Source organism: Actinophytocola algeriensis, assembly GCF_014203735.1.
Classification (GTDB): Bacteria; Actinomycetota; Actinomycetes; order Mycobacteriales; family Pseudonocardiaceae; genus Actinophytocola; species Actinophytocola algeriensis.
The window spans coordinates 944,175-966,581 of record NZ_JACHJQ010000001.1 but is presented as its reverse complement, the minus strand read 5'-3'; the positions used below and the strand labels follow the sequence as shown (position 1 = coordinate 966,581).

The window sequence follows — 22,407 nt, the reverse complement described above, 5'->3', positions numbered from 1 at the left end:
CCCTCAGGACGAGTCCTTCGCCGCCGACCAGCCCCCGTCGACGAGCAGTTCCGCGCCGGTCACGAAGGACGCCGCGTCCGACAGCAGGAACGCGATGGCCGACGCGACCTCGGCCGGGTCCCCGAGCCGCCCCGAGGGGGTGGCGCGGGCGCTGCGTTCCCGGTCCGGTCCGCTGACGTGGTCCCACGCGGCGGTCAGCACCGGCCCCGGCAGGACCGCGTTGACCCGCACCTCCGGCGCGTACTCCACGGCGAGCTGCCGGGCGAGCGACACCAGCGCGCCCTTGGTCGCCGCGTACGCCGGATGCCCCGGCAGCCCGAACTTCGCGTGCACCGACGACACCAGCACGGCGGCCCGCAAGGTCGGCAGACAGGCCCGGAACCCGAGGTAGGCGGCCGACAGGTTCACCGCCAGCTGCCGGTCCCACGTGGCCCGGTCCTGCTCGTGCAACGGCTTCACGGTGACCGCGAACGCGTTGCTCACCAACGCGGTCACACCACCGAACGGAGCCGCGCTGTCCACGACGGACCGCCAGGTGTCCTCATCGGACACGTCGCCGACCACCGGATGCACGTGCCCGGCGGGTGCCAGATCGGCGATGTCCACACCGACGACCTCGTAGCCGTCGGCGACCAGCCTGGTGACGGTCGCGGCGCCGATCCCGGCCGCCGCGCCCGTCACCACCGCACACTTCCGCTGCGTCAAGGGTTCACTCCGCAAGCTCCGTTCACACAACCACCTGATGAACTCCGTCGTCCGGACCGCGCACGGCGATCCACGCCGACCCGTTCTCACCCTCCGCGGCACCGACCGCGCCGACGATGCTGTTGCTGGCGTACTGGTCGCGCTTGAACCAGCCACCCCACGTACCGTCGGCGAAGTTCTGCTGCCAGAGCGTGTAGTCGCTGCCGCGCGCGAACAGGTACACGCGGTCCGCGCTCTCGACGAGCGTCGGGCTGCCGCTGATCACGCCGCCGAGCGAGGTCCACGCCGACCAGCCGTTCGCGGTCTTCTGCCGGTACCACACGGAGTCGTCCTGGTGGCGGACCGAGACGAACGTGCCCGCGCTGACCGTCGCCGCGCCGGGACGGCCGTAGACCGGCAGGTTGTCCGGCGACCCGATCGAGGTCCAGCCGGACGTGCGCTCCCTGGTCCACACGCGACCGTCGCCACCGCGTCCGAAGAGGGTCCACTGATCGGGCCCGGTGAACGCGACCGACACCGAGTCGGTGAGCGTGCCGCCGAGCGAGCGCCAGCCGCCCCACCGGTTGTTCGTGAGCGTCCGCTGGTAGGCGGCGTTGTCGGTGCCGCGGACGAACAGGTCGATCCGGCCGGGGCTCGCGAACGCGGCGGGCTGGCCGAGGATCTTGCCGCCCTTGGGGCCACCGAGCGTGGTCCAGTTCCGCCACTGACCGTCCACCATGGACCTCTGCCGCAGCGCGCCGTCCGCGCCGCGGGCGAACACCGCGGCACTGCTGTCGTCCCACCGCACCAGCGCCGGGCTGGCCGACGTGTCGCCGCCGAGGTCCGTGCCCGGCACCAGCGTCTCGCCGCGCAGCTTCAGGAACGCGGTGCCGTGCGCGGGCACCGTGGTCGTGTAGGAGTCCGTCGCGGTGCCGCGGTCGGCCCGGGCCCGGAGGTCCCGCACCGCGACCGTGCCGTGAAGGCCCGCGTCGGCGAAGTTCACGGTCATCTCGGTCGGCGCCTCGCCGCGGTTCAGCAGCACCACGGCCCGCTCGCCGTCACGGGACAGGACCTTGCTGTACACGTCCGTGGCGCCTGCCGAGGCGATCCGGACCCCCTGCACGGCAAGGGGATCCTGGTCGACGGCGATGATCTCCGGGTTCTTCAGGGTGTCGATCATCGACTGCGGCAGCGTGCGCGGGTCCGACCCGATGATGAGCGGCGAGGCCATGACCGACCACATGACGAGCTGGGTGGTCGACTCCTCCTCGTTCAGCTCGTAGGTGCCCTGCTCGGTCTTCCGCATGGGGATGAGGTAGTCGGGGTCGTTGTAGTGCCCCGGCCCCTGCGCACCCGGGTGGGCGGCGTTGCGGTCCATGTTGCGGAGCACGTCGCGCCAGATGCCCTCGTACGGCGTGCCGAACGCGACGTCCGTGCTGGTGCGCCAGGAGTCGCCGACGCGCGGGCCGTAGGTGTAGGCGATGCCCGCCACCTGGTGCGGGCCGTGCGGCACGCCCCACTCGTCGGTGACCGGGTTGCACAGGTTCAGGATCATCGTGCGGCCCGCCTTCCGCACGGCGGCGCTGAACTGGGTGAAGGCGACGGCCGGGTCCATGTTCTGCGCGATCCCGCACAGGAAGTCGATCTTGATGGCGTCGAACTCCCAGTCGGCGAACTGCTTCGCGTCGGCCTCGTAGTAGCCACCGCCGCTGCCTGCCGCGCAGTTCACGCCGTCCCAGGCACCCGCGTCGGTGTAGATGCCCGCGCGGAGCCCCTTGGCGTGCAACGTGTCCACGAGCGCGTGGAACCCGGACGGGAAGCGGGCCGGGTCGGGCACGAGCCGCCCAGCGCCGTCGCGCGGCGGGTTGGCGTTCCAGCCACCGTCGATCCACACGATGTCGTAGCCGGCCTTCGCGAGACCACTGGAGACCAGGAAGTCGGCCACGCCCAGCACCTTCTCCTCGGACGCGGCGCCGACGGCGAAGTAGGAGTTCCAGCCCATGTACGGGGTGCGGGCGGCGCCCGAGTCGTAGTACGTCGGTGCACCCTGGTCCAACCCCGCGTGCTCGATCGGCGCGCGGGGCGCGGCGGCGGCCACCGGGGAGGCGACGGTCGCGGCGAGGGTGAGGGCGACAGCAGCCACGGTCAGCAGGGGTCTTGGCATGCCGAACACCTTTCGTCGGTTGAATAAATACTAAATTACGAGTTGATGTTTCGTCGATGGGATACGGTGACCGCATGGATGTCTGGGTTGGCAGTTACACAGCGGCCACCGGCGGCAACGGCGCCGGGATCAGCACGTTCCGCCGCTCGCCGGACGGTGCGCTCACCCCCGACCGCACGCTGGAGCTGGCGTCGCCGTCGTGGCTGACCGCGCATCCGAGCGCACCCGTCGTCTACGCGACGAACGAGCTGGGCGACGGCGAGATCACGACGGTCTCGACGGACCTCGAGGTGCTCGGCACGATCTCCTCCGGCGGCGCGGACCCGTGCCACCTTGTGGTGTCGGCCGACGCGCGGCACCTGTTGTGCAGCAACTACTCCAGCGGCAGCCTGTCGGTGTTCGCGCTGGCCGAGGACGGCACGATCACCGGGCAGACGGACCTGGTCCGCCACGAGGGCAGCGGCCCGCACCCCGAACGGCAGGAGGCCGCGCACGTCCACATGGCGGTCGTGCGGGACCGGATCGTGAACGTCGTCGACCTCGGCACCGACGAGATCCGCGGCTACGAACTGGCGGAGAACGGCAAGCTCGACCCGCTGTCGATCTCGGCGATGCCGCCGGGCACCGGGCCGCGCCAGCTGCACCGCAAGCCCGGCAGCGACCTCGCGTACGTGGCGGGCGAGGTCGCGGGCACGCTGGTCGTGGTGCGGGAGACCATGCCCGGGTCGTTCGAGCCGGTCACCGTCGTGGCCGCGACCACGGAGCCGTGGACGGGCGACGAGCCGAACTGGGTGGCGCACCTGGAGATCCGCGGCGAGAAGCTGTACCTGTCGAACCGGAACCCGGACGTCGTCACGGAGTTCGACATCTCCGGCGAGAAGCCGGTCGCGCTGGCCGACCACCCGAGCGGCGCGTTCCCGCGCCACTTCGCGATCGCCGGCGGGACCGTGTACGTGGCCGCGCAGAAGGGCGACGCGCTCGTGGCGTTCCCGGTGGGCGGCGGCGAGCAGGTCAGCTATCCCACGGGGACGCCGACCTGCGTGCTCGTCAGGTAGCGACATGGTCGAGCACCACGACGTCCGCGTCGTGGTCCCGCGTCCAGTGCACGGGCAGGCCGACGTGGGTCAGGTGCGCGGCGGAGTACCGCGCGCCTGACTCCCTGTCCACATGGGAACCTGTCGACAATCCCGTCAACGGCAGGCGAACCGGGCGGCCCGGCACCTCCGGGATGCCGGGCAGTGCGCCGGTGTTCCACGCCAGCACCACGGTCGTCTCCGGTGTCACGTACTGCACGGCGTCCGGCAGCCGGTGCACCTCACCGGTGTGGACGACCTCGCGGATCTCCTTGTAGCGCGCCACGAGGTCCCTTGCTTCATCTCGTTGCGCGGCCGTCCACCGCGACACGTCCGCGCCGATGCCCAGCACACCCGCCATCGCGAGCACGAACCGGAACCGCAGCGACCGCGGCCGCGCGTCGAAGATCCCCGGCGCGTCGGTGACCCAGCTGCTCATCAGGTGCGGGGCGTGCGCGAGCAGGAACCCGTCCTGCACGGACAACCGGTCGAGCGGCGCGGTGTTGTCGCTGGGCCACACCACGTCCGACAACGCGATCGTCGCGAGGTCGGTCCGGCCGCCGCCACCCGCGCACGCCTCGACGAGCACGTCCGGGTGCGCGGCCCGCAGCCGTGTCAGCACCTCCAGGTAGTTGCGGACGTGCGCACCGTCCAGATCGGACACGCCGGGCCCGCGCGGGGTCGCCGGGCGGTTCATGTCCCACTTCAGGTAGCTGATGGGATGGCTGCTCAGCAGCCGGTCGAGCATCGACCACACGAACTCCAGCACGTCCTCGCGGCCGAGGTTCAGCAGCAGCTGGTTGCGGATCAACGTGAGCGGGCGGCCGTCGACCCGGTACACCCAGTCGGGGTGCTCGGCGTAGAGCCGCGACTTCGGACTCACCGACTCGGGTTCCACCCACAGCCCGAAGTCCAGGCCGAGCGCGCGGACGTCGTCGACGAACCCGCCGAACCCGCCGGGGAACGCGGACTCGTCGGGGGTCCAGTCGCCGAGACCACCGGTGTCGTCGTGGCGGCCGGTGAACCAGCCGTCGTCGACCACGAACAGCTCGGCGCCGACGTCCGCCGCGACCTTCGCCAGCGCGAGCTGGCCGGCCGCGTCGACGTCGAAACCCGTTGCCTCCCAGGAGTTGTAGAGCACCGGCCTGGTGCGCTGCCGGGTGATCACGCGCTCGTAGGCGTGCCACACGCGGGCGAGGCCGTCGAGTCCTTCCGCGCTGTAGGCGAGCGCCGCCTTCGGGGAGGTCAAGGTGGCGCCGGGGTCGACGACCAGCGGACCCGGGTGTGGCAGGCGGCCTGCGCGGACGCGGGTCATGCCGGTCGGGTCGACCTCGGCGTCGATCTCCCACGAACCGGGCCACGCCAGCGAGAGGCCCCACGCCTGACCACCGGTCGCGTCCTGCACGGCGAGCCAGGGCGCGTAGTTGTGGCCGGGCACGCCGTAGCGGCTGCCGATGCGGAACCTGCCCGCGGGCAGGTTCACCGTCTGGCGCTGGAACTCCTGCGCCCACTGTCCAGAGAGGAACGTGAGGCGGGCACCGTTCGTGGGCACGCAGAACCCGGCCGAGCCGAACCGTTCGACGGACAGGGGCGCGTCACCGCGGTTGGTCAGCTCGACCCACCGCAGCAGCACGTCGGTGTCCGGCACCGGCTCGTAGCACAGCACGACTTCCACGCCGGTCACGCCGTCCACATAGGTCAGACGGTCGTCGGTGGCGTCCGCGAACCGCCACCAGGAGTCCTCTGCCAGCACGAGGTCGGCGCCGGAGAACGGCCGCGTGCCACGGGGTGCGTACTCGACCGGTGCCGCGTCCGCCTCGGTGATGAAGTGCACCCGGCCGTGGTTGGCCAGCGGCGAGGGCCCGTCCTCGACTCCTGTCGGCCCCCACGCCACCAGTTCCGGCCAGTTCTCGCCGACCGCGACCGTGTACGTGGTGGTCGCCATCCGGTGGGTCCAGCTGCACTGCTGTTGGTGCGCTCCGCAGGATCCGCTCACTTGACCGCCCCCACCGCGAGCCCGGAGATGAAGTGCTTCTGGAACCGCAGGAACACCGCCACCGTCGGGATCGCGGCGATGACCGAACCGGCGGCGATGACGTTCCAGTTGGACACGTACTGCCCCTGCAGGCCGAGGAGCGCCGGTGTCACCGGCATGACCGTGCCCGTGCGCAGCACGGTGATCGCCCACAGGAGGTCGTTGAAGATCCACGTGAACGCGAGCGCGGACAGCGCCGCCAGCGCGGGCCGGGTCATCGGCAGGATGATCCGCCAGAAGATCGTGACCACGCCCGCGCCGTCGATCGTCGCGGCCTGCTGGATCTCGTCGGGGATCGCCCACATGAAGCCCTGCAGCACGAACGTGTAGAACCCGAGCCCGAAACCGACCTGCACAGCGATGAGCGCGGGCAGCGTGTCGTAGATCCCGAGCAGCTCGGACAGTTTCGACACCGGCACGAGCAGGATCTGCGGTGGCAGCAGGTTCCCCGCCAGCATCAGGAGGATGATCGCGCGGCGGAACGGGATGTCGTAGCGGCTCAACGCGAACGCGGCCGCGGCGGCGAGCGCGAGGGACAGCACCACCGTCGGCACGGTGACGAGGAGGCTGTTCACCATGGCCCGCGACTGGCCGCCCGCGTGCCACGCCGCACCGAACGAGTCGAGGCTGAACGAGGAGGGCATCGCGCCGAGCCCGTTGGACGCGATGTCGTCGAACGTGCGGATGGCGGTCAGCAGCACGAGCGCGATCGGCAGGAGCCACAGGATCGAGAGCGTCCCGGCGACCGCGTGGAAACCGATGTCACGGCGCAGTTTCATGGCCGCTCCTCGCAGGCTCCGAACGGCCACGGTGCCTGATGATTCGCTCCGCAAGCTCCGCTCATTGGTCATCCTCCCGGAACGCGCGGACCAGGTAGGCCACGATCACGCCGAACGCGAGCACGAAGATCACGACCGCGAGTGCCGAGGCGTACCCGAGCCGCAGCGACTGGAACGCCTCCGCGTACATGTACGTGCTGAGCAGCTCGGAGCTGTGGTACGGCCCGCCCTTGGTCATCGACCACACCACGTCGAACGACCGCAGCGAGTCGATGATGATCACCGAGAGGACCACGGAGTTGACGCTGCGCAGCTGCGGCCACGTGACGAACCGGAACTGCTGCCACCGGCCGGCGCCGTCGATCTTCGCCGCCTCGAACAGCGACGGGTCGATGCCCTTCAGGCCCGCGAGGTACAGGACCATGACGTACCCGACCTGCCGCCACAACGCCGGTATGAGCACGGCGTACAGCGCGGTGTCGGGGTCGGCGAGCCAGGCGTGCTGCCAGCTCTCCAGGCCCAGGCCGCCGAGCAGTTGGTTGAGCAGCCCGTCCGGTTGGTACAGGGCCTGCCAGATCAGCGACGTGGCGACCAGTGAGAACACGACCGGTGTGAACAGTGCGGCCCGGTAGAAGCCGACGCCCTTGCCTTCCCGCTGCAGGAGGAGGGCGAGGCCGAGACCGCCCACCGCGGAGAGCCCGCCGAACAGCACCAGCCAGATCAGGGTGTTGAGGGCGGAGTCCCGGAAGATCGGGTCGCCGAGGAGCTCCGAGAAGTTCCCGAACCCCACGAACGTCGGCGGCGAGACGCCGTCCCAGTTCGTGAGCGACAGCCAGAACCCTTGCAGCGCGGGCCAGAACACCCAGAACGCCTCGACCGCGAGCGGCACGAGCAGGAAGAAGAGCAACACCGGCGGAACCCGGCGACGAACCGGCCGACGTGCCCTGAAAGACGCTTTCGGGGCGTTGAGTGTCCCGAAGGCGTCTTTCAGGGCAGTGGCGCTGCCGGTCTCAGGCATTCCAGATCTTCTCCGCGGCCGACTGCCAGTCGGTGAGGATCGAGTCGACCTCGTTCGGGTTCTGGATGAACCGGACGAGCGCGGAGTCCGCGGTCGGCTGCAGCGCGTCGGAGGAGTCGCGGTTGAAGAACTGCGTGAGCTCCTTGGCGTCCTGCAACAGCTTGCGCCCTTTGGTGACCAGCCCGGTGCCGGAGTCCTTCGCGCCCGGGTTGGTCGGCAGGACCGTGCCGGTCGAGGCCTTGATGTAGACGTCTTGGCCCTCGGCGGTGGCCGCGTACGTGAGGAACTCGGCCACCTCCGCCTTGCGCGGAGTCCTGGCGCTGGCGAAGAACCCGTCCGTGGGGCCTTCCTCGGCCACCGGCACGGCCGGGTCGACGATCGGGAACTGGAAGAAGTCGATGTCGCCGAGCGCGTCCTTCGGCGCCGAGTCGGCGAAGAACGCACCGATCAGCAGCATGCCGGTGCGGCCCTGCAGCAGCGACGTGGTGGCGTCCTGGAAGGCGACCGCGGTGCCGCTCGGGTCGAAGTACGGCAGCGCCTCCATCCACGTGGCGAAGACCTGCTTGACCTTCGGGTCGTCGAAGCGCTTGCGGCCGGCGAGCAGGTCGCGGTGGAACTGGGCGCCGTTGATCCGGATGTCGAGGTAGTCGAACCAGCCGGACGCGATCCACGGCGTGTTGCCGCCGGCGCCGAGCCCGATCGGCGCGATCCCCTTGCCCTGCAACGTCCGGCAGAGGGCGAGGAACTCGGTCCAGTTCGCCGGCGGGGTGACACCCCACTCGGCGAACTTCGACTTCCGGTAGAACATGCCCCACCAGTAGTAGGTGGTGGGCACGAAGATCTGCTTGCCCTTGCCGTCACTGGAAAGCGTGCGGAAGGCCTCGCTGTAGTCGCCCATCGTCTGCCAGACGTCGCCGACGTCGAGCAGCAGGCCCTTCTCCGCGTAGCCGGAGAGGAGGGAGCCCGGGTACCACGTGTAGGTGTCGGGCGGGTTCGCCGAGGTGAGATAGCTTGGCAGCTGGGTCCGGAACGTCTCGGAGGCCACCGTGTTCACCGACGCCGACGCACCGCCGCGGTCGTTGAACGCCGTGACGAGCGCGTCGATCGCGCTCTTGGCCGCCGGGGCGGACAGGTTGGACTGGACGGTGACCGCACCGCCGGTCTGCGTGACCGGGCCGGACGAGGCCGAGGTCGCGCACGCGTTGAGAAGTGGGCCCGCGCCCACGACACCGAGCCCGGCGAGGCCGGCGTTCCGCAGGAACCGCCTTCTGCTCAGGCCCGCATCACTCCGTTGGGACATGCGCACAAGGTTGCAACCGGGTGTCTCCACTGTCAAGATGTATTCGTAATTTACGACTTAAGGGAGTCGAGAGAGTTGTCCCAGCACCGGCCGCGCGGCATCCACGGTCAGACCGTGGAGACCCTGGCCAGCCGCATCATGTCGAACGAGTACCCCGAGGGGACGATCCTCGACCTGCCCACCCTGCGCGCCGAGTTGGACCTGAGCCTGACCGCCCTGCGCGAGGCACTGAAGGTCCTGACCGCGAAGGGCATGATCGACGCGAGGCAGAAGCGCGGCACGTTCGTCCAGCCGAGGACGTCGTGGAACATGCTGGACGCGGACGTGATGCGCTGGCACACGGCGACCTCGGCCGACCCGGCGCTGTTCGACCAGCTCACCGAGGTCCGAGCGGTGGTGGAACCGGCGGCGGCCCGCATGGCGGCGGAACGCGCGACGGACGAGGACATCGCGGCCCTGTCCGAAGCGTTGGACGCGATGGCGGCCGCGGACGGTGTGGACGCGGCGGTGGCGGCCGACATCACCTTCCACCGCAGGCTGTTGCTGGCCACGCACAACGACTTCCTGGCGCAGATAGCCCAGATCATCGCGATCGGCCTCGCGGAACGCGACAAGTTCGTCCACCACGCCAACCCGTCGGACCCGGTCCCCAGCCACCGCCCCGTCCTCGAGGCCGTGACCGCCCACGACCCGGACGCCGCCGAACGAGCGATGCGCGCACTGGTGGACCAGTCAATGCAGGACCTGAAGAACGCCCGCTAGACCAACGCCCTGAAGGACGCGTTCGGGACACTCAACGTCCCGAACGCGTCTTTCACGGCATTCGAGCCGGACTGTGGACAACTCGTCAGAACGGCGAAGGACCGAGGCGTCCCCACGCGACGAAGACGAGCAGGGCCAGGTACACCAGGTCCGCGACCATGATCCGGTACTCGCCCCGCCGGACGCGGGTGATCGTCGCGCCGAGCATGATCACGGCCAGTCCGATGGCGGCGACCGGCACCAGCACAGGCGCGATGTCGAGCACCGCGGGCAGGATCAGGCCCAGCGCGCCCAGCACCTCGAACGTACCGATGGCCTTCACAGCGCCCGTACTGAAGTCCTCGACCCACTTCGAGCTGGAGCCGAACGCCTCGATCCTCGACTTCGGTGTGATCAGCTTGAAGCCGCCGCCGAAGAAGTAGGCGGCGGCGAGCAGTCCGGTGACAATCCACAAAGCAATGTTCATGCCCACCAGATGCCGGCCGCCCGGCTTCTGTGACTGGACGTGACGCGGATCGCTAGCGGGCCTCGACCGGGTTGGTCAGCGTGCCGAGGCCCTCGACCGTGACCGACACGCTCTGGCCCGCGGTCATCGGGCCGACGCCTGCCGGGGTGCCGGTCATGATCACGTCGCCGGGGAGCAGCGTCATCACGCGCGACACCCATTCGATCAGCTTCGGCACGTCGTGCAGCAGCAGCGAGGTCCGCGAGTCCTGCTTGACCTCGCCGTCCAGTGCCGTGCTGATCGCCAGGTCCGCCGGGTCGAGCTCGGTCTCGATCCACGGGCCGAGCGGGCAGAACGTGTCGTGGCCCTTGCCGCGCGTCCACTGCCCGTCGGCCTTCTGCTGGTCGCGCGCGGTGACGTCGTTGCCGATCGTGTAGCCCAGGATCACCGACTTGGCCTGCGCGGCGGTCACGTCCCGGCACGGGCGGCCGATCACCACGACCAGCTCGCCCTCGAAGTCCACTCTGGACGAGTCGGCGGGCAGCTTGATCGCCGCGTTGGGACCGATCACCGACGTCGACGGCTTGAGGAACATCACCGGGTCGGCGGGCGGCTCACCACCCATCTCGCGGGCGTGGTCCGCGTAGTTCTTCCCGATGCAGACGACCTTCGACGGCAGGATCGGCGCGAGCACCCGCACGTCGGCCATGGGCCACGACTTGCCGGTGTAGGTGGGCGTGCCGAACGGGTGGTCGGCCACCTCACGCGCGACGAGGTCGTCCCCCGACCCGTCGACGGTGACGAACGCGACCCCACCCGGATGAGCAATTCGAGCAATACGCACCACCGCAGCCTACGAAACGCCGCATGTCGCCCGGTTGCCGGATAGGCATCGGGCCGCCACGCCTGGTTGTGTCGAGGGCACCCTGCGTACAAAGGAGTACCCCATGCGGCGACTCATCGCCACCCTCACCGTGCTGGTGGCGTGCCTGTTTGGCCTGCCCGGCACGGCGGCCGCGGCCCCCGTCCCGATCGGCGGCGGCAGCGTCCTGTTCAACCCGCTTGGCCCCGCCGCGGCACGGTGCACGGTCGCGTTCGCGGCGACCGACGGCGGCCGCGAGTACCTCATCGCGGGCAACGGCTGCGGCACCGCGACCTCGACAATGCTCTACAGCGGCGACAACGTCCTCGTCGGCTCGATCGTCGGCGGGCTCGACGGTGGTTACGTCGTCGTCGCGGTCCGCAACACCGACGCGTGGGACGTGGTCGGCTGGATCGACGCGGGCAGCAGGTACCCGATCGCCGGGGCCAAGGAGACGCCGGTCGGCGGGCGCGTGTGCCTGCTGAGCCACTCCGCCGGCATCACGTGCGGCACGGTGACCGCCAAGAACGTGACGATCTCGTTCCCCGAGGGCACGGTCAGCGGCCTGACCCAGACGAACATCTGCCCGCAGCAGCGCAGCATCGCCTACGTGACCGGTAACCAGGCACAGGGTGTGCCGTTCGGCGGCGGTTCCGGCATCTGCACCACGCCGGGCACCAGCTACTTCTACCCGGTGAACCGGATCCTGTCCGCCTACGGGCTGACGCTCGTCACCGGCTGAGCGACCCGCATCGCCTTGTGCACCAAGGCGTCGCAGAGCGCGAGCCAGCTCGCCTCGACGATGTTGCCGTGCACCCCGACCGTGGTCCACTCGCGTTCGTGGTCGCTCGACTCGACCAGGACGCGGGTGACCGCGTCGGTGCCCGCGGCGCCGGGCAGGATGCGGACCTTGTAGTCCGACAGCCTGACGGCCGTCAGCCACGGCAGGTGTGGCGCCAACGCCTTGCGCAGCGCGGCATCCAGCGCGTGGACCGGTCCGTTCCCTTCCGCGGTCGCGATGACGCGCTGGTCGGCGACGTGCACCTTGACCGTGGCCTCGGAGACGATCTCGCCGTCCATGCCGTGGTCGAGGATCACCCGGTAGGACTCGAGGCGGAACGGCGGTGCGTCCACAGTGGCGTCCGTACCGTCCGTGGCGGCGGCCACTTCCTTGCGCAGCAACAGTTCCAGCGACGCGTCGGCCGCCTCGAACGACCAGCCGCGCGCTTCCAGCTCCTTCACCTTGCGGACGGACGCGGTGAGCGCGGCCGGCTGGCCGGCCAGGTCGACCCCGAGTTCCCTCCCCTTCAACTCGAGGCTGGCCCGGCCGGCCATCTCGGTCACCAGCACACGCATGTCGTTGCCGACGACAGATGGATCGATGTGGTTGTACAGCAACGGATCCACCTTGATCGCGCTCGCGTGCAGCCCCGCCTTGTGGGCGAAGGCCGACGACCCGACGTAGGCCTGGTGGGTGTCGGGTGCGATGTTCGCGATCTCGGCAAGCGCGTGCGAGACCCGCGAGAGCTCGGGCACGGAGGCCGCCGGGATCACCGGCATACCGAGCTTCGTGACGAGATTGCCGACCACGGCGAACAGGTCGGCATTGCCTGCCCGCTCGCCGTAGCCGTTGGCGGTGCACTGGACGTGCGTGGCGCCCGCCTGTACCGCGGCCACACTGTTGGCGACCGCGCAGCCCGTGTCGTCCTGGCAGTGGATGCCGACCCGGAAACCGGTGCGCGCGATCACCTCCCCGACCGTGTCCGCCAGTTTCAGCGGCAGCTGACCGCCGTTGGTGTCACAGAGAACGGCCACGTCCGCCCCGGCTTCGACCGCGGCGGTGAGGACGTTCAGCGCGGTGTCGGGGTCGTAGGCGTACCCGTCGAAGAAGTGCTCGGCGTCGAGGAAGACGCGTCTGCCCTCGCTCGTCAGGAACGCCACGGTGTCCCGCACCATGGCGCACGCCTCGGTGACGTCGGTCCGCAACGCGCGCTCGATGTGCCGCCGGTCCGACTTGGCGACCAGCGTGACGACGGGCGCCTGCGAGTCGAGCAGCGCCCGCACCTGCGGGTCCTGGTCGGCGGTCGTGCCCGCGCGCCGGGTGGACCCGAACGCGACCAGTGCGGCGTGCGTGAACTTCTCCTCCCGTGCCCGCGCGAAGAACTCGGTGTCCTTCGGCAACGCGCCCGGCCAGCCCCCTTCGATGAACCCGACCCCGACCTCGTCGAGCAACCGCGCGACGGCGAGCTTGTCGGCGACGGAGTACGTGATGCCCTCACGCTGGGCACCGTCCCGCAGAGTCGTGTCGAACACGTGGAACGCGTCGCCGAGCGGTGTCCCGGCCGGGGTCGTGCGGTTCACGACGGTGCCTTTCGTTGTGTGGCAACAAAAAAACCTCCCGCAGGATGCGAGAGGTCAGCGCGTCGGGTGCGTAGCTCAGCTACCCGGCGCGCTCGGCGATAATGATCACGGTGGAGGTGGTCACGATGGCATGCTGCCACACGGCCGGTCGCGCTACCAAGTTATGAGCAGGTTCTCCCACATCCCGGGACACCCGGATCGCCGCCGCGCCGGCCGCAAGCCGAGCGATCCGCGGCGAACCCGCGCCCAGGCACGGGATCGGGCAGCGGGATCGGCAGCGGGATTGGGTGGCCGGATCGGGCGGCCGCATTGAGTGGACGCATTGGGTGGACGCCATGGCCGGCCGCATTTGGCCTCCGGCCCCCGATTTCCAGCGTAGCGGGAGGCACCGACGAACCCGGCGATCCGCCGACGTGCCTGTGGACAACCGCATCCCCTGTGGACAACCGGCCTCACCGCGGACCGGATCGTCGGTGGGCCGTGAGAGGCTGGTAACCGGGGGCCGGAGGCAACACAAAGGGCGCCGCGGCCTCAGCCGCGGCGCCCTTTCCGTGTGTGGAACTACAGCTCGACGTTCGTCGTCGGGTTGTTCGACGAGACCAGGGCCGCCAGGCGGTCGCCGATCGCGAAGGTGTTGCCCGGGGACGGGTGGTCACGCGTCGCGAGGTCGAACGCCACCGACGCCTCGATCCGCCGGGCCGCCTCGTGTTCGCCGAGGTGGTCCAGCAGCAGCGCGACCGACAGCACCGCGGCCGTCGGGTCGGCGACGCCCTGCCCGGCGATGTCCGGTGCGGAACCGTGCACCGGCTCGAACATCGACGGGTTCCGCCTCGTGATGTCGATGTTGCCGCTGGCCGCGAGGCCGATGCCGCCGGTCACCGCCGCCACGAGGTCCGTGAGGATGTCGCCGAACAGGTTGTCGGTGACGATCACGTCGAAGCGGCTCGGGTCGGTCACCATGTGGATGGTCGCCGCGTCGACGTGCTGGTACGCGACCGTGACGTCGGGGTGCTGCAGCGACACCTCCTCGACCACCCGGGACCACAGCGAACCGGCGTGGGTCAGCACGTTCGTCTTGTGCACCAGTGTGAGGTGCTTGCGCGGCCGGGCCACGGCCCGCGCGAACGCGTCCCGCACCACCCGCTCGACACCGTAGGAGGTGTTGACGCTGACCTCGGTCGCGATCTCGTGCGGGGTGTCCTTGCGCAGCAGGCCACCGTTACCCGCGTACAGGCCCTCGGTGCCTTCCCGGATCACGATCATGTCGATCTCACCCGGGTTGGCGAGCGGGCTCTGCACACCCGGGTACAGCCGCGCCGGACGCAGGTTCACGTGGTGGTCGAGCTCGAACCGCAGGCGCAGCAACAGCCCCCGCTCGAGGATGCCGCTCGGCACCGACGGGTCGCCGACCGCGCCCAACAGGATCGCGTCGTGCTGGCGGAGTTCGCCGAGCACCGACTCCGGGAGCAGCTCGCCGGTCGAGTGCCACCTGGTCGCACCAAGGTCGTACTTGGTGACCTCGACGTCCGGCACCACCTCGTTGAGTACCTTGAGCGCCTCGGCGATCACTTCCGGCCCGATCCCATCACCTGGGATCACCGCGAGCCGCATGCATACCTCCCGGAGTATCGGGCTCTGTCAGATTCGTGAAGGTTACCGGGAAGACGTCCGATCACCGGTGCTGGCCACCCAACCGAGTGGTGTCGCGACGTCGGAAGTCAGCCGAAATCCACCATGCGGATGATCGTCGCACGGGCCGTGGCACCGATGGACTCCAGCACAGAGGGGTCGACGGGGCGGTCGACACGCAGAATCATGACCGCGTCCTCGCCGCCACTCGTCTGGCTGATCTGCGCGGCCTCGATGTTGATCCCGACCTTGCCGAGCAGCGTGCCGACGACACCCATGACACCGGGGCGGTCCTCGTACTCCAGCAGCAGGTTGACGCCCTCGGCCCGCAGGTCGAACGAGCGGCCGCGCACCTCGACGACCTTCTCGACCTCGGCGATGCCGCTGATGGTGCCGCTGACGGTGAGCGTGTCGCCGTCCGGGTAGACCGCGCGCAGCGTGACCAGGCTGCGGTGGTTGGGGCTCTCCGCGACCTTGCTCAGCGTGACGTCGACGCCCAGCTCCTCGGCGATCCGCGTCGCGTTGACGAACGTGACCTGGTCCTCGACCACACCGGAGAACACACCGCGCAGCGCCGCCAGCGACAGCACCGACACGTCCTCGTTCGACAGCTCGCCGCGGACCTCGATCGCCACCGACAGCGGCGGGGTGGACGAGAACGCCGACAGCACGAGGCCGAGCTTCTGGGTCAGCGACAGGTACGGCCGGACCTCCTCGCCGACGACCCCACCGGACGCGACGTTCACCGCGTCGGGCACGAAGTCGCCGCGCAGCGCCAGCAGGACGGAGCGCGCCACGTCCGTGCCCGCGCGGTCCTGCGCCTCGGACGTCGACGCGCCGAGGTGCGGCGTGACCACGACGTTCGGGATGCCGAACAGCGGGCTCTCGGTGGTGGGCTCCGTGGTGAACACGTCCACGCCCGCGCCGCCGATGCGGCCGTCCCGCGCGGCGTCGGCGAGCGCCTGCTCGTCGATCAGCCCGCCACGCGCGGCGTTGACGATGATCACGCCCGGCTTGACCTTGGCGAGCTGGTCGGCGCCGATGAGGCCCTTGGTCTCGGGGGTCTTGGGCAGGTGGATGGAGATGATGTCCGCGCGGGCGAGCAGCTCGTCGAGCGTGACCAGCTCGACGCCCAGCTGCGCGGCGCGGGCAGCGGAGGCGTACGGGTCGTAGGAGATCAGCTCGGTGCCGAACCCGGCGATGCGCTGCGCGAACAGCTGCCCGATCTTGCCGAGGCCGATGACGCCGACGGTCTTGCCGTTGATCTCGACACCGGAGAACTTGCTGCGCTTCCACTCGTGGTCCTGCAGCGTGGCGTGCGCGGCCGGGATCTGCCGGGCGGTGGCCAGCAGCAGGGCGAGCGCGTGCTCGGCGGCGGAGACGATGTTCGAGGTCGGCGCGTTGACGACGAGAACGCCACGCGCGGTCGCGGCGGGCACCTCGACGTTGTCGAGGCCCACCCCCGCACGGGCGACGACCTTCAGCTTGGTGGTGGCGGCGAGCACCTCGGCGTCCACCTTCGTGGCGGAACGCACGAGAAGGGCGTCCGCCTGCGCGACGGCGTCGAGGAGTGCGGGGCGGTCGGTGCCGTCGACATGCCGGACCTCCACCTCTTCTCCGAACACGTCGAGCACCGAGGGCGCCAGCTTCTCGGCGATGAGGACAACGGGGCGAGGCTGCTGGGTCACGACGCGGGCTCCAGGATTGCGCGGTTGTTGGGGGCGCGGTTACAGCGCTGTAACCAACCGAGGGCAGTCTAGGAGGTTGGCTGAATCGTTTCTCCACCTGGTGAGCCAGGCGACAGCGCCACACGAGGTTTGTTCACCCAGTCGGTGAGACTTTCAGGCAGGATGCCCGATTTTTCCCCGCGGATCGCACCCCGTTCGTCCCACATCATGGGCGCGCACCAGGCCGTCGAGGCAGAACGATGTTCCACATTCTGGGACGTCACTGCCCGTTGGACAGCTCCCGCAGCGCCGCCGCGAGTCCCGCGAGGTGGTCGGTCGCCTCCACGAGGCCGTCGGGCACCGGGATCGCCGAGTCGGCGAGCACGAGGTGCCCGGCCGCGGCGACCAGCTCCTGGTAGCCGTCCAGCCCGCGCTCCAGGTGCGCGAGCATGCTCCGCGTGCCGTCCTCGAGACCGGCCCGCTGCCCGGCAGGCGAGTACGCGACCGCCGCCTCGACCGCATCGACCTTCGCGGCGAGCACGCGGAGCCGGTCCGCGGTCTCGGTCGCGGTGCGCCGGGCGGCGTCGACGACCTCCCGCGGCACCGGGGCGTCGCCGAGCTGCCGCAACAGGTCGCGCAGCGCGGTCTCCGCGCCTGCGAGCCGCCGCATGGGTTCCCGCGCCGCCGACTTCTTGCCCGGGAGCCGCGGCGCGGCGGCGGCCAGGGCGCGCACGGGCTTCGCGGCCTGAACCGGACGGCGGTCGCCCGCCCGGTTCATGACCACCCGGGCAGCGGCGAGCGACGCGGTGAGGATGGTGAGGAGGATCCCGACGAGGATGCTGGCGCCGTCCGGGAAGTCCCCCGCCACTTCCGAGACGGTGGCGATGACGGAGACGATCGACCACGCGCTCCACCACATGATCCACGCGGCGGCGAGCCTCGAGTACGTGCGGCGCGGCGGTCGGTTCATGCCGTGATTATCGACGACCGCCGGACCCCCATCACCAGGGTTCGTCGAACTCCCCCGCCTTGGCACCTTCCACGAAGGCGTCCCACTCCGACTCGGTGAAGACCAGGACCGTGTCGTTTGGGCCGGTGAACTTCGAGTTGCGCATGGCGATGTAGGTCTTGCCGTCGTCGTGGGGGACGAACGCGATCTCCACGTACTCGCCGTTCGGGTCGGCGTCCGGTTCCGCGGCTCGCTGCCACTCGGCCTTCGTCAGGTCGAGCTTGCCCCGCACGTGTGCCTTGTCGTCGAAAATCGGGGCCGACTCGCGGGTGGTCGGTTCGTCACTCATGGCGACCAAAGTACCCGGTGGCCGCCACGCGAGCGGCCACCGGGGACAGGGAGATCAGGCCGTCTCGGTGATCGGGCGGTCGACCCACGACATGAGGCCGCGCAGCTTCTTGCCGACCTCCTCGATCGGGTGCTGCTCGCCCTGCTCGACCAGCTTCTGGAAGTTGGGGCGGCCTGCCTCGTCCTCGCCGACCCACTCCTTCGCGAAGGTGCCGTCCTGGATCTCGCCCAGAATCTTCTTCATCTCCTCGCGGGTCGAGTCCGTGATCACGCGAGGGCCGCGCGTCACGTCACCGAACTCGGCGGTGTCGGAGATCGAGTACCGCATCCGCGCGATGCCGCCCTCGTACATGAGGTCGACGATCAGCTTCAGCTCGTGCAGGCACTCGAAGTACGCGACCTCGGGGGCGTAGCCCGCGTTGACCAGCGTCTCGAAGCCGGCCTGCACCAGCGCGGTCGTGCCACCGCAGAGCACGACCTGCTCGCCGAAGAGGTCCGTCTCGGTCTCTTCCTTGAACGTGGTCTTGATGACGCCTGCGCGGGAACCGCCGATGCCCTTCGCGTACGCCAGGGCGAGGCCCTGGGCCGAGCCCGACGCGTCCTGCTCGATGGCGATCAGGCACGGCACGCCCTTGCCGTCCACGAACTGGCGGCGGACCAGGTGGCCAGGGCCCTTCGGGGCGACCATGGCGACGTCCACATTGGACGGCGGGGTGATCAGGCCGTAGCGGATGTTGAAGCCGTGCCCGAAGAACAGCGCGTCGCCGTCCTTGAGGTTCGGGGCGATCTCCTCGGCGTAGATGCTCCGCTGCTTGGTGTCCGGGGCCAGGATCATGATCACGTCGGCCCACGCGGCGGCCTCCGCGACCGTCTGGACGGTCAGGCCCTCCTCCTCGGCCTTGGCCCGCGACTTCGAGCCCTCGTGCAGCCCGATCCGGACCTCGACCCCGGAGTCACGCAGGGACAGCGCGTGCGCGTGGCCCTGGCTGCCGTAGCCGACGACGGCTACCCGCCGGTTCTGGATGATGGACAGGTCCGCGTCGTCGTCGTAGAAGATCTCGACAGCCATGCTGGTGTGTACTTCCTTCCTCAAAGAATCACAGAAAAACTAGCGGACGCCGGTGGCGGTGATGGAGCGCGGACCGCGGCCGATGGCGACCCGGCCGGACTGCACCATCTCGCGCACGCCATACGGCTCGAGCATCCGCAGCAGCGCCTCGAGCTTGTCCTCGGTGCCGGTCGCCTCGACCGTCAGCGCCTCCGGCGACACGTCGACCACCTTGGCGCGGAACAACTGCACGGTCTCCAGCACCTGCGTGCGCACCGTGGCGTCCGCGCGGACCTTCACGAGCAGCAGCTCGCGCTGCACCGACACCTGGGGGTCGAGTTCGACGATCTTGATGACGTTCACGAGCTTGTTGAGCTGTTTGGTCACCTGTTCGAGTGGCAGCTCGTCCACCGCGACGACGATGGTCATGCGGGAGACGTCGGCGTGCTCGGTCGGGCCCACCGCGAGCGACTCGATGTTGAAGCCACGCCGGGAGAACAGGCCCGCGACGCGCGCGAGGACACCCGGCTTGTTCTCGACCAGGACTGAAAGAGTGTGTGTGCTCATGACTCCCCCTCGCAGGCTCCGGGGAGCCGCTCGCGGTCGCCCTGTGCCTGATGATTCGTTCCGCAAGCTCCACTCATGGGGTATCAGTCCTCGTCGAACAGGGGGCGGATGCCGCGCGCCGCCATGATCTCGTCGTTGCCGGTGCCCGCGGCGACCATCGGCCACACCTGTGCGTCCTTGCCGACCACGAAGTCGATCACCACCGGCCGGTCGTTGATCTCCATCGCGCGCTGGATCACGGTGTCCACGTCCTCTTTGGACTCACAGCGTAGCCCCGCGCACCCGAGCGCCTCCGCCAGCAGTGTGAAGTCCGGGATGCGGTGCTTGTGCGTGCCGAGGTCGGTCTGCGAGTAGCGCTCAGAGTAGAAGAGGTTCTGCCACTGCCGCACCATGCCCAGGTTGCCGTTGTTGATCACGGCGACCTTGATCGGCGCGCCCTCGATGGCGCACGTGGCCAGCTCCTGGTTGGTCATCTGGAAGCAGCCGTCGCCGTCGATGGCCCACACGACCTTGTCCGGCTGACCGAACTTGGCGCCCATGGCGGCAGGCACCGCGTAGCCCATCGTGCCGAGACCGCCGGAGTTCAACCACGTGGCGGGGTTCTCGTACTTGATGAACTGCGCGGCCCACATCTGGTGCTGGCCGACGCCCGCGGTGTACACGGCGTCCGGGCCCGCGATCTTGCCGATCCGCTCGATGACGTACTGCGGGGACAGCGCGCCGTCGTCCGGCCAGTCGTAGCCCAGCGGGAACGTGTCCCGCCACGAGTCGAGCTGCTGCCACCACTTGGCGAGGTCGGCCTGCTTGCCGCCGTCGGCCAGTTCGGTGCGCACCGCGGCGATCAGCTCCGCGATGATCTCCTTGCAGTCACCCACGATGGGCACGTCCGCGCGGCGGTTCTTGGAGATCTCCGCCGGGTCGATGTCGGCGTGCACGATGGCCGCGTCCGGCGCGAACGTCGACAGCTGGCCGGTGACCCGGTCGTCGAACCGGGCGCCGAGCGCGATCAGCAGGTCGGAGCGCTGCATGGCAGCCACCGCGGCGACCGCGCCGTGCATGCCCGGCATGCCGAGGTGCTGGCGGTGCGAGTCGGGGAAGGCGCCCTTGGCCATCAGCGTGGTGACCACGGGGATGCCGGTCAGCTCGACCAATTCACGCAGCTCCGCCGACGCCTCCGCCTTCAGCACACCGCCGCCGACGTAGAACACCGGCCGCTTGGCGGCGGTGATCAGCTTCGCCGCCTCGCGCACCTGCTTCCCGTGCGGCCGGGTCGTCGGCTTGTAGCCGGGCAGCCGCATCTCGGGCGGCCAGGAGAACGAGGTGGTCTCCTGCAGCACGTCCTTGGGGATGTCCACGAGCACGGGGCCGGGTCGGCCGGTGCTCGCGATGTGGAACGCCTCCGCGATCGTCCTCGGGATGTCCACGGGATCGGTCACGAGGAAGTTGTGCTTGGTGACGGGCAGCGTGATGCCGCAGATGTCCGCTTCCTGGAACGCGTCGGTGCCGATGAGGGCCCTGGACTGCTGGCCGGTGATCGCGACGACCGGGACGGAGTCCATGTTGGCGTCGGCGAGCGGCGTGACGAGGTTCGTGGCGCCCGGCCCCGAGGTCGCCATGCAGACGCCGACCTTGCCGGTGGCCTGCGCGTATCCCGTGGCCGCGTGGCCGGCGCCCTGCTCGTGCCGGACGAGGACGTGCCGGACCTTCGTGGAGTCGAGCAACGGGTCGTACGCGGGCAGGATGGTCCCGCCCGGAATGCCGAACACCACCTCGACGCCTACCGCCTCGAGGGACCGGACGAGCGACTGTGCGCCGGTCACACGGACCGGCGTGCCGGTCGGTGGGGCTGGTTTGGGTCGGGGGCCCGCGGGGCGGGGCCCGGGGGTTGCGGCGGCCGGGGTCGGCCGCTGTGTCGCGCTGGTCATCGGCTTCAGCCTCTTGTCGGGGTCTCTACCAGGCTCTCCAGATGTGCCTCACACACGAAAAAACCCCCGTCGACCACGTGGGGCCGTACGAGGGTCGCGCGTTCGACGCAGCTGACTTCCTCAGCGTCGAACGCGCTGGGGAAGTACGAGACCGGTCTTCTGGGGCACGCCGCAGACGTTAGTGCGGTCGGCCTAGGGGCGTCAACTCTGCGGGATTGTGATCTCGGATGGTGGACCCCGGGCCCACCCGCGCGGTCCGGGGCGTCGGCGCGACGTGGCACGATGTAGATGTGACCGTTCCCCAGCTGCCGTCACGGCTCGTGTTCCGGATCCCGTCCACGGCCGTGCTGGGTGCGCTGCTGTTCGCCATCACCGCCACGCCGTTCGCGTGGGCCGCGCCCGGGCTGTACGCCGTCTACGTGATCCCGCTCTTCACGATCGCCTGGATCCTGCGGGTCCGCACCATCGCCGACGGGGACCGGCTCGTGGCACGGACGCTGTTCGGCAGGCACGTGCTGCCGTGGTCGGACGTGCGCGCGCTGAAGGTGTCGGCGCGGTCCTGGGTACGTGCCGTCGACGAGGCCGGGAAAGAACTCCCGCTGCCCAACGTCCGCACCCGCCACCTCCCCGCCCTGTCGCTGATCAGCGGCGGGCGGCTGGACGACCCCACCGAAGCACCCACCGAAGCACCCACCGAAGCACCCACCGAAGCGTCCACCGAGGCCCCCGCTCCCGCCGAGGAGCAGCCGGCGGAGCCTCGGGAAGAAGCCAAGGCTGAATAGAAGTTGGAG

The 22,407-nt window shown here is 69.9% G+C and carries 20 protein-coding genes; 4 read left to right on the top strand and 16 right to left on the bottom strand.

The features are described from left to right. Nucleotides 1–3 precede the first annotated feature (3 nt). Entirely contained in the window at nt 4–705 is a 702-nt protein-coding gene (locus FHR82_RS04575) for an SDR family NAD(P)-dependent oxidoreductase (RefSeq protein WP_221463284.1), read from the bottom strand. A gap of 22 nt (nt 706–727) precedes the next feature. Next, nucleotides 728–2,848, bottom strand: coding sequence for a DUF8189 domain-containing protein (locus FHR82_RS04570; RefSeq protein WP_184808928.1), 2,121 nt, complete (start codon nt 2,846–2,848; stop codon nt 728–730). Nucleotides 2,849–2,922: 74 nt separating this feature from the next. On the opposite strand from FHR82_RS04570, the gene FHR82_RS04565 reads away from it, so the two are divergent. After that, the gene (locus FHR82_RS04565) at nt 2,923–3,903 is read left to right on the top strand and encodes a lactonase family protein (RefSeq protein WP_184808927.1); all 981 of its coding nucleotides are present in this window, start codon (nt 2,923–2,925) and stop codon (nt 3,901–3,903) included. On the opposite strand, the gene FHR82_RS04560 is transcribed toward FHR82_RS04565, so the two are convergent. From FHR82_RS04560 to FHR82_RS04545, 4 genes are all read right to left on the bottom strand, one after another. Beyond that, nucleotides 3,896–5,866: an alpha-galactosidase gene (locus FHR82_RS04560; RefSeq protein WP_184808926.1), complete on the bottom strand. Its 1,971-nt coding sequence runs from the start codon at nt 5,864–5,866 to the stop codon at nt 3,896–3,898. The two genes, FHR82_RS04565 and FHR82_RS04560, sit on opposite strands and share 8 nt — an antisense overlap. 47 nt (nt 5,867–5,913) lie before the next feature. Continuing rightward, on the bottom strand, nt 5,914–6,735 hold the full coding sequence (locus FHR82_RS04555) for a carbohydrate ABC transporter permease (RefSeq protein WP_184808925.1): 822 nt from the start codon (nt 6,733–6,735) through the stop codon (nt 5,914–5,916). 61 nt (nt 6,736–6,796) lie between these two features. Next, complete coding sequence (locus FHR82_RS04550) at nt 6,797–7,645, bottom strand: carbohydrate ABC transporter permease (protein ID WP_221463283.1); 849 nt, start codon at nt 7,643–7,645, stop codon at nt 6,797–6,799. 100 nt (nt 7,646–7,745) lie between these two features. Continuing rightward, complete coding sequence (locus FHR82_RS04545; protein WP_184808923.1) at nt 7,746–9,053, bottom strand: ABC transporter substrate-binding protein; 1,308 nt, start codon at nt 9,051–9,053, stop codon at nt 7,746–7,748. 114 nt (nt 9,054–9,167) lie between these two features. Here FHR82_RS04545 and FHR82_RS04540 point away from each other — a divergent pair, with 114 nt between their 5' ends. Further along, the gene (locus tag FHR82_RS04540; protein WP_446471753.1) at nt 9,168–9,815 is read left to right on the top strand and encodes a FadR/GntR family transcriptional regulator; all 648 of its coding nucleotides are present in this window, start codon (nt 9,168–9,170) and stop codon (nt 9,813–9,815) included. An 85-nt stretch (nt 9,816–9,900) separates the two neighbouring features. Here FHR82_RS04540 and FHR82_RS04535 read toward each other — a convergent pair whose 3' ends face one another. Together FHR82_RS04535 and FHR82_RS04530 are read right to left on the bottom strand one after the other, a co-directional pair. Continuing rightward, nucleotides 9,901–10,281, bottom strand: coding sequence for a DoxX family protein (locus tag FHR82_RS04535; RefSeq protein WP_184808921.1), 381 nt, complete (start codon nt 10,279–10,281; stop codon nt 9,901–9,903). Nucleotides 10,282–10,333: 52 nt separating this feature from the next. After that, nucleotides 10,334–11,104: a fumarylacetoacetate hydrolase family protein gene (locus FHR82_RS04530; protein WP_184808920.1), complete on the bottom strand. Its 771-nt coding sequence runs from the start codon at nt 11,102–11,104 to the stop codon at nt 10,334–10,336. Between the two features lie 103 nt (nt 11,105–11,207). On the opposite strand from FHR82_RS04530, the gene FHR82_RS04525 reads away from it, so the two are divergent. Further along, nucleotides 11,208–11,864 (top strand): S1 family peptidase, encoded by a 657-nt coding sequence (locus tag FHR82_RS04525; protein ID WP_184808919.1) that lies wholly within the window; start codon nt 11,208–11,210, stop codon nt 11,862–11,864. Here FHR82_RS04525 and cimA read toward each other — a convergent pair. The 8 genes from cimA to FHR82_RS04485 form a co-directional block, all read right to left on the bottom strand. Continuing rightward, complete coding sequence (cimA, locus tag FHR82_RS04520; protein WP_184808918.1) at nt 11,837–13,483, bottom strand: citramalate synthase; 1,647 nt, start codon at nt 13,481–13,483, stop codon at nt 11,837–11,839. The two genes, FHR82_RS04525 and cimA, sit on opposite strands and share 28 nt — an antisense overlap. Before the next feature lie 561 nt (nt 13,484–14,044). Further along, nucleotides 14,045–15,094: a 3-isopropylmalate dehydrogenase gene (locus FHR82_RS04515; RefSeq protein WP_184808917.1), complete on the bottom strand. Its 1,050-nt coding sequence runs from the start codon at nt 15,092–15,094 to the stop codon at nt 14,045–14,047. 107 nt (nt 15,095–15,201) lie between these two features. After that, on the bottom strand, nt 15,202–16,800 hold the full coding sequence (serA, locus tag FHR82_RS04510; protein ID WP_184808916.1) for a phosphoglycerate dehydrogenase: 1,599 nt from the start codon (nt 16,798–16,800) through the stop codon (nt 15,202–15,204). Nucleotides 16,801–17,059: 259 nt separating this feature from the next. After that, nucleotides 17,060–17,749, bottom strand: a complete 690-nt coding sequence (gene pspM / locus FHR82_RS04505) for a phage shock envelope stress response protein PspM (protein WP_184808915.1) — start codon at nt 17,747–17,749, stop codon at nt 17,060–17,062. A gap of 31 nt (nt 17,750–17,780) precedes the next feature. After that, a complete protein-coding gene (locus FHR82_RS04500) occupies nt 17,781–18,077 on the bottom strand; it encodes a DUF397 domain-containing protein (protein WP_184808914.1) in 297 nt (98 codons plus the stop codon). A 54-nt stretch (nt 18,078–18,131) separates the two neighbouring features. After that, complete coding sequence (gene ilvC / locus FHR82_RS04495; protein WP_184808913.1) at nt 18,132–19,145, bottom strand: ketol-acid reductoisomerase; 1,014 nt, start codon at nt 19,143–19,145, stop codon at nt 18,132–18,134. Nucleotides 19,146–19,184: 39 nt separating this feature from the next. Next, complete coding sequence (ilvN, locus tag FHR82_RS04490) at nt 19,185–19,691, bottom strand: acetolactate synthase small subunit (RefSeq protein WP_184808912.1); 507 nt, start codon at nt 19,689–19,691, stop codon at nt 19,185–19,187. Nucleotides 19,692–19,774: 83 nt separating this feature from the next. After that, nucleotides 19,775–21,616, bottom strand: coding sequence for an acetolactate synthase large subunit (locus FHR82_RS04485; RefSeq protein WP_184808911.1), 1,842 nt, complete (start codon nt 21,614–21,616; stop codon nt 19,775–19,777). 290 nt (nt 21,617–21,906) lie between these two features. On the opposite strand from FHR82_RS04485, the gene FHR82_RS04480 reads away from it, so the two are divergent. Further along, nucleotides 21,907–22,398 (top strand): PH domain-containing protein, encoded by a 492-nt coding sequence (locus FHR82_RS04480; RefSeq protein ID WP_184808910.1) that lies wholly within the window; start codon nt 21,907–21,909, stop codon nt 22,396–22,398. Nucleotides 22,399–22,407 lie beyond the last annotated feature (9 nt).